This window comes from Candidatus Protochlamydia naegleriophila (genome assembly GCF_001499655.1).
Lineage (GTDB): Bacteria > Chlamydiota > Chlamydiia > Chlamydiales > Parachlamydiaceae > Protochlamydia > Protochlamydia naegleriophila.
Window position 1 is genome coordinate 1,940,658 of the sequence record NZ_LN879502.1, and the last position, 14,266, is coordinate 1,954,923.

General features: G+C 43.3%; 10 protein-coding genes. 4 read left to right on the forward strand and 6 right to left on the reverse strand.

Annotation, left to right across the window (positions count from 1 at the left end):
- Nucleotides 1–38: 38 nt before the first annotated feature.
- Both PNK_RS08135 and PNK_RS08140 read right to left on the reverse strand, forming a co-directional pair.
- On the reverse strand, nt 39–1,448 hold the full coding sequence (locus tag PNK_RS08135; protein ID WP_059062392.1) for an alanine/glycine:cation symporter family protein: 1,410 nt from the start codon (nt 1,446–1,448) through the stop codon (nt 39–41).
- Between the two features lie 16 nt (nt 1,449–1,464).
- On the reverse strand, nt 1,465–2,859 hold the full coding sequence (locus PNK_RS08140; protein ID WP_420885343.1) for an alanine/glycine:cation symporter family protein: 1,395 nt from the start codon (nt 2,857–2,859) through the stop codon (nt 1,465–1,467).
- Nucleotides 2,860–3,537: 678 nt separating this feature from the next.
- On the opposite strand from PNK_RS08140, the gene PNK_RS08145 reads away from it, so the two are divergent.
- Both PNK_RS08145 and PNK_RS08150 read left to right on the forward strand, forming a co-directional pair.
- Complete coding sequence (locus PNK_RS08145) at nt 3,538–4,608, forward strand: 3-deoxy-7-phosphoheptulonate synthase (RefSeq protein ID WP_059061401.1); 1,071 nt, start codon at nt 3,538–3,540, stop codon at nt 4,606–4,608.
- A 20-nt stretch (nt 4,609–4,628) separates the two neighbouring features.
- Nucleotides 4,629–5,234: a hypothetical protein gene (locus PNK_RS08150; protein WP_059061403.1), complete on the forward strand. Its 606-nt coding sequence runs from the start codon at nt 4,629–4,631 to the stop codon at nt 5,232–5,234.
- Here PNK_RS08150 and fumC read toward each other — a convergent pair.
- From fumC to PNK_RS08165, 3 genes are all read right to left on the reverse strand, one after another.
- Complete coding sequence (gene fumC, locus PNK_RS08155) at nt 5,123–6,514, reverse strand: class II fumarate hydratase (protein WP_059061405.1); 1,392 nt, start codon at nt 6,512–6,514, stop codon at nt 5,123–5,125. The genes PNK_RS08150 and fumC overlap by 112 nt on opposite strands.
- Before the next feature lie 153 nt (nt 6,515–6,667).
- Nucleotides 6,668–8,653 carry an alkyl/aryl-sulfatase gene (locus PNK_RS08160; protein ID WP_059061407.1) on the reverse strand — a complete coding sequence of 662 codons (1,986 nt, stop codon included), beginning with the start codon at nt 8,651–8,653 and terminating at the stop codon, nt 6,668–6,670.
- A gap of 83 nt (nt 8,654–8,736) precedes the next feature.
- Complete coding sequence (locus PNK_RS08165; RefSeq protein WP_079992877.1) at nt 8,737–10,140, reverse strand: DUF1254 domain-containing protein; 1,404 nt, start codon at nt 10,138–10,140, stop codon at nt 8,737–8,739.
- Between the two features lie 479 nt (nt 10,141–10,619).
- Here PNK_RS08165 and PNK_RS08170 point away from each other — a divergent pair, with 479 nt between their 5' ends.
- Nucleotides 10,620–12,290 (forward strand): arylsulfatase, encoded by a 1,671-nt coding sequence (locus PNK_RS08170; RefSeq protein WP_079992878.1) that lies wholly within the window; start codon nt 10,620–10,622, stop codon nt 12,288–12,290.
- Nucleotides 12,291–12,433: 143 nt separating this feature from the next.
- Nucleotides 12,434–13,060, forward strand: a complete 627-nt coding sequence (gene ycaC, locus PNK_RS08175; protein WP_059061408.1) for an isochorismate family cysteine hydrolase YcaC — start codon at nt 12,434–12,436, stop codon at nt 13,058–13,060.
- Between the two features lie 68 nt (nt 13,061–13,128).
- On the opposite strand, the gene PNK_RS08180 is transcribed toward ycaC, so the two are convergent.
- The gene (locus PNK_RS08180) at nt 13,129–14,094 is read right to left on the reverse strand and encodes an o-succinylbenzoate synthase (protein WP_059061410.1); all 966 of its coding nucleotides are present in this window, start codon (nt 14,092–14,094) and stop codon (nt 13,129–13,131) included.
- Nucleotides 14,095–14,266 lie beyond the last annotated feature (172 nt).

Genomic DNA, 14,266 nt, shown 5'->3' on the forward strand with positions numbered 1-14,266 from the left:
CAAGTCATTCATGCTTGCCACCTTGTCTTTCGACTGAATTACGAATTCTCTAGCAGAGCCGCCGCTTCTTTAGCAGCTTCTTGTTCCGCCTTTAAGACATTCAAGAATAAACGCGTTTCAGAAATGACGACCCCAGATAAAGCGCATAATGCAATCAAATTGGGGAATGCCATCAATCCATTGAAAACATCCGAAATCTTCCAAACAATGTCCAATTCCAAGACAGCACCAGGAATGATCACCAAAGTGAATAAAATGCGGTAAATAGCAACAGATTTAATACCGCAAAGATACTCGACGCATTTTTCACCATAGTAAGCCCACCCCAAAAGAGTAGTAAAGGCAAATAAAATAAGCCCAATCGTAACAACATATCCCCCGCCCGAGAAAACGGAATCAAAAGCTGCTACGGTCATCGAAGCACCATTCAACAATTTCCCCTGCGCATCTAGCTGGCCAAATACATTCGTAACGCCCAAGACAAGGCCTGTGACAGAACACATGATGATGGTCGCCAAAAATGAACCTGTCATAGAGACTAAGGCCTGGCGTCCTGGTAAGTCAGTCTTTGCAGCAGCTGCCGCAATAGAAGCCGTTCCAAGACCTGCTTCACTAGTCATCAAACCGCGGCTTACTCCAACACGTAAAGCCAGCAACATTGTCGACCCTACAAATCCTCCAAATGCGGCTTGGCCAGTAAAAGCTTGCGTCATAATGGCCATAATAGCGCCTGGAATGCGCTCATAATGATACATCAAGATGATGCTTGCACCAGCAATGTAGAAAAGCGCCATGAAAGGGACGAGTAAGCTCGCAACCTTTCCAATACTTTTAATTCCGCCCAATAGAGTGAAACCTGTCAAGCAAGCCACAATCACACCAGACCACCACGGATCGACATGAAACATTGTACGCATGACGTCTGCAACAGAGTTCGCCTGGAGCATATTTCCACCGCCTAATGCTGCAACTGCACCAAAGAAGGCAAATGAACCAGCCAACCACTTCCAGCCAAGGCCCGACTCAATGAAGTACATGGGACCACCACACATTTCTCCTCGAGCATCCGTTACGCGGTATTTCACAGCCAAAATAGCTTCCGCATATTTCGTCGCCATCCCTAGCAAGGCTGTAACCCACATCCAAAAAAGAGCGCCAAAACCACCCACTGTAATGGCTGTTGCAACACCAGCAATATTTCCAATCCCGATTGTTGCAGCCAATGCCGTCATCAAAGACTCAAAGTGGCTGATATCTCCTTGACCTTCAGCTTCTGGATGAGCCTTTCTCGATCCAAAAACCAGCTTTAAAGCATAACCTAGATACCTAAATTGCAGCCCTCTTAGGGCAATAGTCAAATAAATTCCAATTCCAGTTAAAAGAATCAATAAGGGCGCGCCCCATATCCAACTATAGAGAATATCTAACCCACTTAATACACTTGTCATTATCTCACTAGACATTCTACTCGTCTCCTACACAACGCAGCTTGGCGCTTTCTGTTTCTTCTCGATTAGCAATCACTAAAAACTCCTCTGTCTCTTTACGAATCACGCTTGATAGTCCAACAAGAGCGATCAAATTGGGAATGACCATCAAACCATTACTAATATCAGCTAAATACCAAGCCGTTTCCATCTTTAAAGCCGCACCAGGAATAACGACTAAGGCAAATAGTATGCGGTAAGCTATAATAGAGCGCTCACCAAATAAATACTCGCAGCACTTTTCTCCATAATAGGACCAAGCAAGAACTGTCGTATAGGCAAATAAGACAAGCCCAATTGTCACTAAGTACTCGCCCCATATAATATGGGTATTAAAGGCTGCAATAGCCATGGAAGCCCCATTTAGAACTTGACCATTAGCCCCTGTAGCTCCCATGACATTTGTAACGGCTAATACAAGTCCTGTCATCGTACAAACAATCACAGTCGAAATTAAAGCACCTGTCATCGTCACCAAAGCCTGGCGGCCAGGGCTATCCGTTTTAGCAGCAGCAGCAGCAACAGAAGAAATGCCTAAACCAGCTTCATTGGAGAAAACACTACGAGCCACGCCCATCTGCATAGCCATCATCATCGTAGAACCTAGAAAGCCGCCAGTCGCAGCCTGTCCATTCCATGCACTATGGAAGATCAGCATGAATGCCTCTGGAATGTGAGTGAAATTGACGATGAGGATGTAAATGGCAGCGCCAATATACAATAAGGCCATCCCTGGAACCAAAATGCTCGCTACATTCCCAATGCTTTTTACTCCGCCGATCACGACAACTGCTGTCAAGGCACACAAGATCACTCCCGTCAACCAAGAATCGACATGCCAAACATGATTCAATGCTTCAGCAATCGAATTCGTCTGGACAAGATTTCCCGTACTTAAAGCCGCAACCATTCCTAAAACGGCAAAAATCCATGCCATTCTATTCCACCCCAATCCTTTTTCCATGTACTGCATCGGTCCGCCAGCCATCTCGCCGCGGCTGTCTTTCTCGCGATACCTGACCGCTAACAAGGATTCTGCATATTTTGTAGCCATACTTAAAAATGCGGTCACCCACATCCAAAAAATGGCTCCCAAACCACCAACCGTAATCGCTGTCGCTACTCCAACGATCGTTCCGGTTCCAATGGCTCCGGCTAATGAAGTCATTAATGCTTGAAAATGGCTAATATCCCCTTGACTACCCTGTCGTTGTCGCGCAACTACCTGCTTGAATGCATATCCTAAATAACGAAACTGGACACCTTTTAATAAAATCGTCAAGTAAGCACCCGTGCCTAACAATAATAAAAGCAAAGGAGCGCCCCAGACCCAATTTCTCAGCTCACTCAAAAATTGATCCATTTGTTCCATGGTTCACCCATCAGGTAGAAAGTTATCACTAATAAGGGATAATACAAGATCAATCGCATCAGTATCATTTATGTCCAACACGATGCTGCCTAGATCACATATACTTCATAGCCTAAACTATCGTTACCAATGACCTGGGCAAAACGGCTCAACGTAGCTTATGAGCTGCAGCTGTATTTTACGGAAAATGATCCCAGCCACTGACAGTGGCCTATAAAGGAATAGATTCTAAAATGCGATCGCTTGCCAAAATTTGACTTCAAATTTGTAACAATTATAACAGTCTTTATATTCTAAATCAAGACTGCAAACAAATATTTTATAGATTATTAATTTTAAAAAGTCTCTTTAATGCATACTAATTGAACTCTTCTTGCGCTAATTGCATCAATAAATCGGTTGGGATAATTAGCTAAAGCCAAGAGGTTTACGCCTTCGCTGTTAAGCAATCAAACATTGATTAAAAAAAACCGCACTTTGGGTTTATATACCAGCGATTTCTTGATCCTACGCTCTTGAATCTAAAAAAACTTAGGCGACAGTGAGTAGCAATCAGGGTCTTCCAGGCGAAGAGTTTTTTTACCTTCTCGCGCTATCGGTGTGCGTTAAATGTTTATCTTTGTTAAACTTTAGGGTTCTGAGAAACGATCTAACGGAAAGGAATGGAGCCGGATCAATATGGAACTCTTGCCATCCTACAAAGAATTAAAAAGCCGGATGCCGACAATTTCGCAATATGGCCACTTTATTGAAGAAAGCAGACAGACTGTACGCCGCATTTTAAATGGAACAGACCCGCGCTTACTGCTCATTGTTGGCCCATGCTCGATTCATGATCCTGCATCTGCCAAAGAATTCGCCATCCAATTGAAGTCCTTAGCAGAAAGCGTCTCTTCTCAATTTTTTATACTCATGCGGGTTTATTGTGAAAAACCGCGGACCGCAACTGGGTGGAAAGGATTCCTCTATGATCCCTTATTGAATGGATCTAATCGCCTTCTTTTAGGAATCGAGCAAACGCGTCAATTACTACTCGATTTAGCACAGCTCAATCTTCCAGCCGCCACAGAGTTTTTAGATCCCCTAACAGCCTTCTACTATGATGATCTTATTACCTGGGGATCTATTGGCGCTCGTACAGCTTCCTCACAAACCCATCGTCAGCTAGCCTCTATGCTGCAAATGCCTGTTGGATTTAAAAATGGGGTAGCAGGCAATATTTCAGCCGCCATCAATGGCGTGCTTGCAGCCTCTCAACCCCATACTCACATGGCCTTACATGAAAATGGATGGCCGGCTGCCATCCAGACGCCGGGGAATCCAGATGCTCACATTGTGTTGCGAGGAGGAGAATCCAAACCCAATTACGATCCCTCTTCAGTATCCGAAGCCCTCGCCCGCCTGGCTCTGACAAATCTTCCAAAAAGACTTCTAATCGACTGTTCGCACAACAATTCCAATAAAAAACATGAACGTCAACCAGCTGTTTTTCAATCGATCGTCCATCAAATTATAGAAGGGAACGCGAATATCCGCGGCCTGATGTTAGAAAGCCATTTATATGGAGGCAACCAACCCTTTTTAAATGACCCTAATCAGCTAACCTATGGTGTGTCTATTACAGATTCTTGCTTGGATTGGGACTCGACTAGTCACTTGATCCAATGGGGATTTCATCAGCTCGTTGAACACACAACTCTCCAGTGTCAGCCAGCATGCTCCTCAGAATCCATTTTGAGTCGATTATAAATTCTATTTTAAATTATTCTATGAAATATTTTATTCCTTTGTACCTGCTTGCTCTCTCTCTTTGTACAAGCAGTTGTGTACGGCAGCACTTGACCATTCAGACCCACTACCTGAGCCATGAAAATCTAGCCAGCTACTATGTCTTTACGCCCGATCCGCATCTAGATAATCCCATCATCGGTCAACGCATTCTTGTTCAATGGGCACTCCCTTCCAGCTATCTTAATTATCAAGAGCTCCAACTCTCCCTCATCGTCCGCTTGCACGACCGTAAAGAAGAAAAAATCTCTTTTCCCATCAAAAATATGACTGGAAGTTATCTCTATTACCTCATCAACGATGCTTATTGCGCCTCAGGCGGCATAGCCACGTATAAAGTCGACGTGATAGGCGACGGATGTGTGGTTGAAACATGGAAACATCCTCTTTGGGTTGACTTGATTACCTTCGACATTCCACAAACGCAGGCAGACTCCTGCACAAGCAGCGGAACCGACGCAAAACAACTAGTCTATCAAAGTGTGGGACCGATCATTTTTTTGGGGTCTACAATGCGATCAAATTCCTCTTCCGACAAAAAAGCCAATGCTAAGGCGGCTTCTTTTAATGTCGTATTTTCTGCATGAGCTTTTTTGACAATCTGGCTTGCCCTATCATAACCAATGGCCTTATTCAAAGCCGTTGCAAGCATCAAAGAGCGATTGAGATGCTCAGCAATCCGCTCCCGATTTGCAGTGATTCCCTTTGCACATTTCTGATTAAAATTGGCCGCTCCATCACTTAATAAACGAATCGATTGAATCAAATTGTAAATGATTAAAGGGCGATACACATTTAATTCTAAATTTCCTTGCGAGCCAGCAAAAGTAATTGTCGTATCATTCCCCATGACTTGAATGGCAATCATCATTAAAGCCTCGCTCTGAGTCGGATTGACCTTGCCTGGCATAATCGACGATCCAGGCTCATTGGCTGGAATTGTGATCTCGCCAATGCCACAGCGAGGACCGGATGCTAACCATCGAATGTCGTTGGCAATCTTGAATAATGAAACAGCTATTCGCTTCAAAGCCCCACTCACCTCAACAAGAGCATCATTGCTTGCAAGCGCCTCAAATTTATTTGGAGCCGATACGAATGGATAGCCGGACAAATCGCTAACTTTTTCAGCCACTTTCCGGGCATAGTCGAAATGGGTGTTGATTCCTGTGCCGACAGCTGTACCCCCAAGAGCTAGCTCCGCCAAGTGTGGAAACGTATTTTTAATAGCTTGAATGCCATGATCAAGCTGGCTCACATAACCTGAAAATTCCTGGCCAAGCGTTAAAGGTGTCGCATCCATTAAATGCGTGCGGCCGATTTTAACGATGTCCTGAAATGATTCTGCTTTTTTATGCAGAGTTTCTCTTAAAGCCGTCAAGCTAGGCAAAAGCCTATTGCAAATGTCAAGCTTCACTGCTATATGCATAGCAGAGGGAAAAACATCATTAGAAGACTGAGAAAGATTGACATCGTCATTGGGGTGTATAGGCTGCTTAGATCCGAGCTCTCCTCCCAATTTCTCAATTGCACGATTGCTGATGACCTCATTCAAATTCATGTTTGTCTGTGTTCCAGAGCCAGTCTGCCACACAGATAATGGAAAATGATCATCTAACTTGCCCGCCAAAATCTCATCACAAACCTGGCAAATGCCCCTTTGCTTCTCTTTTGGTAGCAATCCGAGCTCTTCGTTAACCAATGCGGCAGCCTTTTTGATTAATGCCAAGGCATAGATGACCTCTAATGGCATTTTCTCGGTTCCAATCGGAAAATTCTCATGCGATCGTTTTGTCTGCGCCCCATAATAGCGATCGGCAGGCACCCGAACATCCCCTAAACTGTCTTTCTCTATTCGATATTGCATAACGTTCCACTGGATAAATGATTAATTTTGGAGAGCAGGGCAAGCGTAAATCTCTAGCTTTGCGCTTGCGAACCTTCAACTTAAATACTAAAATTTGCCCGTTTCTTAGCTATTTCAAATGTTTTCTAGAGGATTTAAGAAACAGCTATGAACTCATTCCTTGTTAGACTTCAGTTGCGGCTCAACGATGTTGAACCAAGGATTAAATGTGTCAAACAGCGATTTCAATATCTTGAAATCCTCTTTGCTCCCATCAATGATTAGTTTTTTCGATTGCAGTAACTCTTCTTTTTTCACCTTTCCTACAATCAAATCATTGAGGTCACTGCGGCTGATGGCAATCGATAAATTGGCTTTATCAGACTTCTTATCAGGAAAATAGTTTAATACCCCATTTTTAATTTCCAAAAGATAGCGCTGATTTGAATTAGTCAAATTGAAATTGATCAACATAAAATGTTCAGCAGCCTTCATTCCATTTAATCTCACGGCTAGATAATCAAAGAAGTTTTCCATTGGCATGGATGCTACAACATCCGGACTATCCGTTGCTAAAACAGGTTGTGGACGAATTCCCTCACGGAGCTCCTTAGCTCCCATTAAATAAAAATTGCGCCATGTGGCATTTTCAGACTGGTAGCCCAGCTGTTCTAATGTACTAGCTAATAATTTCTTTCCTTTTTGATTGGCAGGATCGGCAAAAACAACATGGTTGAGCACCTGAGCAGCCCAGCGATAATCTCCCTTATCATAGTCTTTCTGTGCTTTGTCAATCACAGCATCAGAACCGCCCATATATTCCACATACTTCTTGCTGCCTTCTATTTCGGGCAAAACATGCAAAGTGGAAGGATTTCCATTAAACCATCCCAAGTAGAAGTTATACACCGACTTCACATTGTGGTTTAGACTTCCATAGTAGCCACGATTGTACCACTCTTTAGCTAAACTATCAGGCAATTGCATCATTTCGCCAATTTCAGTCATTGTATAGCCCTGATTGGCAAGACGAAGCGTCTGATCATGCATGTACTTATATAGATCTCGCTGCTTTTCCAAGAAATCAATCACATTTTCCTTTCCCCATTTAGGCCAATGATGCTGAGCAAAAACGACTTGCGTCTGATCTCCAAATAGCACAATCGCTTCATTCAAATACTTGGACCATGCTTTCGCATCGCGAACTTTAGCTCCTCGCAAGGTATAGAGATTATGCATGTTATGCGTGGCATCTTCTGCCGCACCGAGTGCCTTGAATTGAGGCAAGAAAAAGAGCATTTCAGCAGGAGCTTCAGACCCTGGAGCCATCAAGAAGACAAATTTAATGCCATCGATTTCCATTTCTTCGCCTGTCTTTTTCACAAAGTCCGTCGGAAGAATCAAGGTCATTCCACCCTGTGATGCAGCAATTCCAAGCCCGACAGATACCTGCCCTTCAGGTCCAGGCTTTAACAGCGCGCCGTACATGTACATGGCTCTTCTTAGCATGACATTTCCTGCCAAGACATTTTCTGAAATAGCCTCTTCTGTAAATCCTTCTGGAGCTATGACCTTTACCTTTCCACTATCAACATCTTCTTGATAAATAACTCCTTTAACTCCTCCAAAATGATCGGCATGGCTATGGCTATAAATGACAGCTTTCACAGGCTTATTTGGGCGATTTTGATAATATAAATCAAGCGCTACTTTAGCCGTTTCCTTGGAAAGCAGTGGGTCGATAATAATGATTCCCGTCTTCCCCTCAATAATAGTCATATTCGACACATCCGCGCCGCGAACTTGATAAATTCCCTCTGTTACTTTAAAAAGCCCAGCTTTATTCAAAAGCCTCATCTGACGCCACAAACTCGGATTGACTGTCGAAGGAGAAAAAGGATCATTGGGGGCTCTGTCCGAATTGACAAAGTGGTAAGATTCCAAGTCCCAAATGACTTCTCCCTTATCATTTTTTATGATCCCATCGTTAGGAATAGGAGCAACAAAGCCGCGAGAGGCATCATTAAAATCGTCTATATTATCGAATGGTAATTGCTTGAGAACTTGACTATTCGATTCAGTCGTGTATTTAGTGGCATCGGCAAAGGCTTGCATGTGAGACAGGACAAGCGTGGCGGGTAAAATAATTTTTAAATTCATGATCAAAAATTCATCTTTTTGTTTAAATAAGCAAAATAAAGAGCCAGAGTCTGTCTGGCTCTTTGTCTAAATGGAAAAATTATCTATTGAACTCTTTGCACCCTAGGAGGCTTCCAGCTTCCGTTTAATACGGCTTCTTTAGGAGCATAAAGACGCATGATTAAATTAAAAGGGCCAGAAGGCGCTGGCAACCAATTAGATTCTCTTTGTTTGCCAGGTGATTTATTTTGAATGAAAATATCTAAGGAGCCATCTGCATTGAATTGCAAATCGCTTCGATCTCCAATTGCATAACGATTAATTGGATTGGCCACAAAAAACTGCTGATCATCGTACATGGTAATAGACCAGAAAGCGCCGACTGGAGGCAATTCTCCCCTATTAAAATGAATGACGTAAAGCGACTGTCCAGTTAAAGGCTTGCCAGAATCATCCACGTTCGTAGCTGGATAAACAGCATCTTGAGGAACATTAGCCCCAAGTCCTCCATAAGCGACACTAGCTCGCAATAGATAATTTGTTCCATACAATCCAATATTTTTGAGAATGACGCCCCAGCCATTTTCATTCGAAGCAAAAGAATGCTTCTCCCATTCCTCTTTAACCTTAGCTTGAGCAATTCTGGCGGACCGGTTGAGCTCCTTAATCTCCTCATTGGATAACTTCTCAACATCAAACTCCTTTCCAGGCTCCAGTCCAATCATAGAGAATTTTTTTACATACTCCTTATCAGCGGATGGAATTGGGGTCTCTTTTAACAATTGCGCAAGCCTTGTAAAAAATGCGACTCCATCCATTTTTAATGTTTGCTGAATCGGAGGTGTACTAACATCGACATCACGCGCGCCCGCAATGCGAGGAGGAACATCATTTGTTCCCCATACACTTAGAGGCGTTAATTTAAACTGCTCTTGCAGTTTATTCACAGCCGCGTAATCGGATGGTCCGTCGGTTTGAATGCGGCCAATGATCCAAATACTATTGGTCGGTGCCTTCACTTGCTGCACTCCACTTGGAAGAGTTCCTTTCCAATCCGGTCCGGTAATGGCAAAATTATTTTTGCCATTACCCGTCGTACGTGTGCCTGGCGAAAAAAAGACATTCGTCCATAAATCGAGCATGGGAAATAAATAGTAACGCTTTCCCATGTCTGGAGTGCTTAAAATTACAGGCTCCTTACTCACATCCAGCCATGCCTGCGTATACAACGTATCCGCATTTGGACTCACAACATCTTTAAAGGAAGGATCTGGAAATGTTTTAAGAGAAAAAAGTAGATTAATTGGCCCCTGACTCTCTGCCACCTTTGACGTCGCTGTCATGACATCTTTCGTAATGTCCATGACAACGAGAGGAAACCCATAAATATACGCCTCCTCAACCACTATTTCTTTATCGGACACAGGTTGATCATGGGCACTAGGAACAGCCGATAGAGGTAAGATAAATCCAATTAAAGCAGCCACAGTCAAAAATGCACATTTCATGTAAAATCCTTTTGTTAATTTTCTCTACTTCTTTTACTCCACGCATTCTACGAGAGTGGAAAAGTCCTCTTTAACATGCATCACATTGGGTAACAGATACTATCTGCTTTCAATGTCCGCTTTTGGAACATACACTCTCATGAGCAAAAAATGGTTCGCTGGCAACCAGTTTGCTCTCGCATTCAAATCCGCAGGCTCTTGAATCGATAAATAAATATGATCAAAGAGCCATCCGAATTAAATTTCCTTTTTCATTCCCTTTTTTCGCACAGATTCAATAGGCAAAAATGCCATCCCAGTTACAAGAGCAGCCAAAATAAGTCTTTAACATACCAAATCTTTTTTTATAAATTCCCTATTTAGCTCCTTTCAAAAATAGTTGTCAAATCCAGGCACCTACAAAATTAAAAATATTTTTATTTACTTACCATCCGACTTTCCCTATAAATTTTTCTTTACGCAATCAAACAGGAGAACACATGCGATCAATATTTACTCTTTCGCTTTTGTATGGATCCTTCTTTAGTGCATCATGGATCACCCAACTTGTACATGCTCAATCCAATCCAGCTAAACAAGAACAGGCCTACCCCCAATCGATCTGGGAAGATGTCTTTTCGAAAAAAAGAGAGTCCCTCGCAGAAAATATGGAACCCGTCCTTGCTCATCCCGAAGATCAACAACAGGCCGCAAATAAGCTCCAAACTCTCGCCGACAAATTTAAGAAAAAGCCCAATATCCTCATTTTCATCATGGATGACGTTGGCTATGGAGATCCAGGATGCTTTGGAGGCGGAGTAGCCATCGGCGCCCCTACGCCGAATATGGATAAATTGTGCCATGAAGGTTTACAGCTCACCTCTACCTATTCCCAACCAAGCTGCTCTCCGACAAGGGCCACGCTTCTAACTGGTCGCTTACCTATGCGCCATGGAATCTTAATTCCGCCCATGTATGGAGCACCTGGTGGATTAGCTGAAGAACAAACAATTGCCAAACTCCTTAGTGAAGCGGGTTACCGCACACAAGGAATTGGTAAATGGCACGTTGGAGAAAATGAAGCTTCGCAGCCGCAAAATGTAGGTTTTGATGATTTTTATGGCTTTTTAAGTGTTTCAGACATGTACACCGAATGGCGCGACCCTGCTCTTGCACCAGAACTCGTCAATAATAAAGAGCGTACCGAAGCCTTAATCAATCCATCTAAAGATAGCCCCTTTAATAAACACCTCGTACATGGAGTAAAAGGGGCTAAATTAGAAAACATTGAAGAACTGACAATTGCCAATATCTCCACCTTCGATCAAAAAATGGCCGACTATGGCGTCAAATTTATTCAAGATAACGCCAAAAAAGAGCAACCCTTCTTCCTCTATTACGGAACAAGAGGTGGACACTTTGATAATTACCCCAATGAATCTGTCAAAGGAAAGTCTCCTGCCAAATACCCTTATAAAGATGTCATGGTCGAAATGGATGCTATCCTAGGCAGGCTCGTCAAAACTCTCGAAGAAACAGGACAGCTTGAAAACACTTTCATTTTCGTTACTTCAGACAATGGCCCCGAAATGGAGTCTTGGCCCGATAGCGGCTATACGCCTTTTAGAGGATCTAAAGGTTCTTCCTTTGAAGGTGGTGTACGCGTACCAGGTATCGCCTATTGGAAAGGTGTCATCCAACCGGGTAGAGTCTCTGATGGTTTATTCGACCTCTCAGATCTTTTCACAACAAGCCTTTCGCTTGCTGGAGCCAAAGAGAAGCTTCCAAAAGATCGCTACATCGATGGTATCGACCAGGTCTCTTTCCTACTTGCCGATCAAGGAAAATCAAACCGCGCTTCCATCTTATACTGGCTGCAAGATCGTTTTTCAGCAGTTAGAATGGGTGAATATAAGATCATGGAAACTGCCACAGTTGGCACCTTAGACACCCCTGACATGGGCGGCTTGACAGGTAAAAATGTCGACTATACCTATGGTCATCTATTTAATCTTTATCTCGATCCTAAAGAATCTCACAATATCATCATTCGCAAAATTCCCTTTGCGGAATATTTGACTCATGAAATCGACAGGCACATGGAGACCTTCAAAAAATATCCTTCCAAAATTCAAGTCAAGGCTCACTCCTCACCTACAAATGACCGCTAATCAAACAGCATTCATAGTCGGCAGGCACTATTCGCCTGCCGAACCTCAAGCCGGGAAATGTTTAACGGCTTGCTATTTGGTTGCATTGATTCTCACAGAGTGTTAAATATTTTTTATCAACTGATAAGTAGGAGGGGGGAGGAATGGCAAGCTTTAAATACAAGCGTTTAGACAAAAATGATGCTGCTGTTTTACTGGTCGACCATCAAAGCGGATTAATCAACATGATCCAGGACTATTCGCCAAGTGAATTCAAAAACAACGTGCTTGCCTTAGCCAATATCGCTAAATTCTTCAATCTCCCAACAATTCTTACTACAAGCTTCGAAAATGGCCCAAATGGCCCTCTCGTTCCTGAATTGAAGGAGATCTTACCCAATGCAGCTTACATTCCGCGTCCTGGACAGATCAACGCCTGGGACAATGAAGATTTTGTCAGAGCTGTCAAGGCAACTGGAAAAAAGCAGCTCATCATCGCAGGTGTTGTGACCGATGTCTGCGTGGCATTTCCTACGCTCTCTGCTATCGAAGATGGATATGACGTTTTTGTCGTCGTTGATGCATCGGGAACTTTCAACCAGGCGGTCCGCGACGCAGCTCTGATGCGCGTGACACATGCTGGAGCGCAATTGATGAATTGGTTTAGCGTTGCATGCGAACTACATCGCGACTGGAGAAACGACATTGAAGGACTTGGAACCCTCCTCGCGAGCCATCTACCTGCCTACCGCAATTTAATTACAAGCTACATCGCTAAAAGCAAGTCTTAAATCCTGAAAAAGAGGCTCGTAAAGAATACAAAAAAACCGGAGACTAGAGGACTGATAAATTCTACTTTCTAAACCCGAGGCCGCTTAAGCACGGGTTTCCCTAAAACATGAGCCTTGCCATTCAAAAACTGCAAATCAGCACAAAACAGTGCCGGCAAGTAATGATACGTTCCCACTCCAATCGGAGAAGAAAGCCCAAGCCTGCAGGCCATCGCACCTATGTGAGCCAATCCCACATCTGTCTCGAAACTGCTACTCAAAACCAAGGTAATGCCTCTTTTAACAGTCCATTCAAGCAAAGGAAGACACCCGCACATTCCTCCTTGCATCGTTGGCTTATAAATGAGGGCCTTGAGAGTAGGCAATGACTCGAGTTGCTCTAGGGAAAGATTTTTCGGAAACGATTCATCTACAGCCAAAGGATGGGGAAAAAGAGCAAGATCATGAGGATTGGAAAATGGCTCCTCAACGTAATCAAAAGTTTCTAAAGGAAACTGCTCAAAAAAGCGAATAGAGTCGGAAGTATTCCAGGCGCGATTAACATCGATTCTCAATTCAAAATGATCTTTTAACAGTTCGATCGCGTCTCTCGCCTCTTCAAAGCTCAACTGACTCACTTTCAGCTTAGCTGAAGTATACCCCTCCATTCGCCTCATTCTTGCCTGATCAAGAATAGAGGGAAGCGATCCCATCAACAAGGCGCATGCTGGTAAAGAGCAGCTTTCTACGGGGGCTAAAAGGGAAAGAAGGGCTGATTCTAAGCCAAACTCAACAGACGGTAAAAGGCCTAACTGGCTTAAGTTTTCAAAACAGTTTAATAGCGTCCAATCCATTTGCAAAAGGGCTTGGTGCTGTCGATCAAGCTGCTTAAAGCACTCATCTAAATTTTCCTTGCTCCAGTTGGGAAGTGGGGCTACTTCTCCCCATCCGCAGTTCGCTTTTTCGTCAATGAGTTGAATCAATGCGCCGGAACGCACTAAACCGTGTGTCAAAATGATTTCGTAAGGATGAAGAGTCATTGACTTAATTTGCATTTCAAAACTCCTCCTGAACCTGTCTGCAATTTAGCTGTCTGAATGAGAGAAATACTAACGCAGAGACAGAGAGTCTGAGATACGCAGAGGGAGTTATAAAGCATTAACTACCCGACTCCATCCATCAATGAGACTTCTCTGTCCAAATTAATCACTAAACCTAATTTAAGAT

Coding starts and splice junctions, on each gene's coding strand:
- PNK_RS08140 (WP_420885343.1), bottom strand. CDS start 2,859: ATGGAACAAATGGATCAATTTTTGAGTGAGCTGAGAAATTGGGTCTGG.
- PNK_RS08170 (WP_079992878.1), top strand. CDS start 10,620: ATGCGATCAATATTTACTCTTTCGCTTTTGTATGGATCCTTCTTTAGT.
- PNK_RS08145 (WP_059061401.1), top strand. CDS start 3,538: ATGGAACTCTTGCCATCCTACAAAGAATTAAAAAGCCGGATGCCGACA.
- ycaC (WP_059061408.1), top strand. CDS start 12,434: ATGGCAAGCTTTAAATACAAGCGTTTAGACAAAAATGATGCTGCTGTT.
- PNK_RS08135 (WP_059062392.1), bottom strand. CDS start 1,448: ATGACAAGTGTATTAAGTGGGTTAGATATTCTCTATAGTTGGATATGG.
- PNK_RS08160 (WP_059061407.1), bottom strand. CDS start 8,653: ATGAATTTAAAAATTATTTTACCCGCCACGCTTGTCCTGTCTCACATG.
- PNK_RS08180 (WP_059061410.1), bottom strand. CDS start 14,094: ATGCAAATTAAGTCAATGACTCTTCATCCTTACGAAATCATTTTGACA.
- PNK_RS08150 (WP_059061403.1), top strand. CDS start 4,629: ATGAAATATTTTATTCCTTTGTACCTGCTTGCTCTCTCTCTTTGTACA.
- PNK_RS08165 (WP_079992877.1), bottom strand. CDS start 10,140: ATGAAATGTGCATTTTTGACTGTGGCTGCTTTAATTGGATTTATCTTA.
- fumC (WP_059061405.1), bottom strand. CDS start 6,514: ATGCAATATCGAATAGAGAAAGACAGTTTAGGGGATGTTCGGGTGCCT.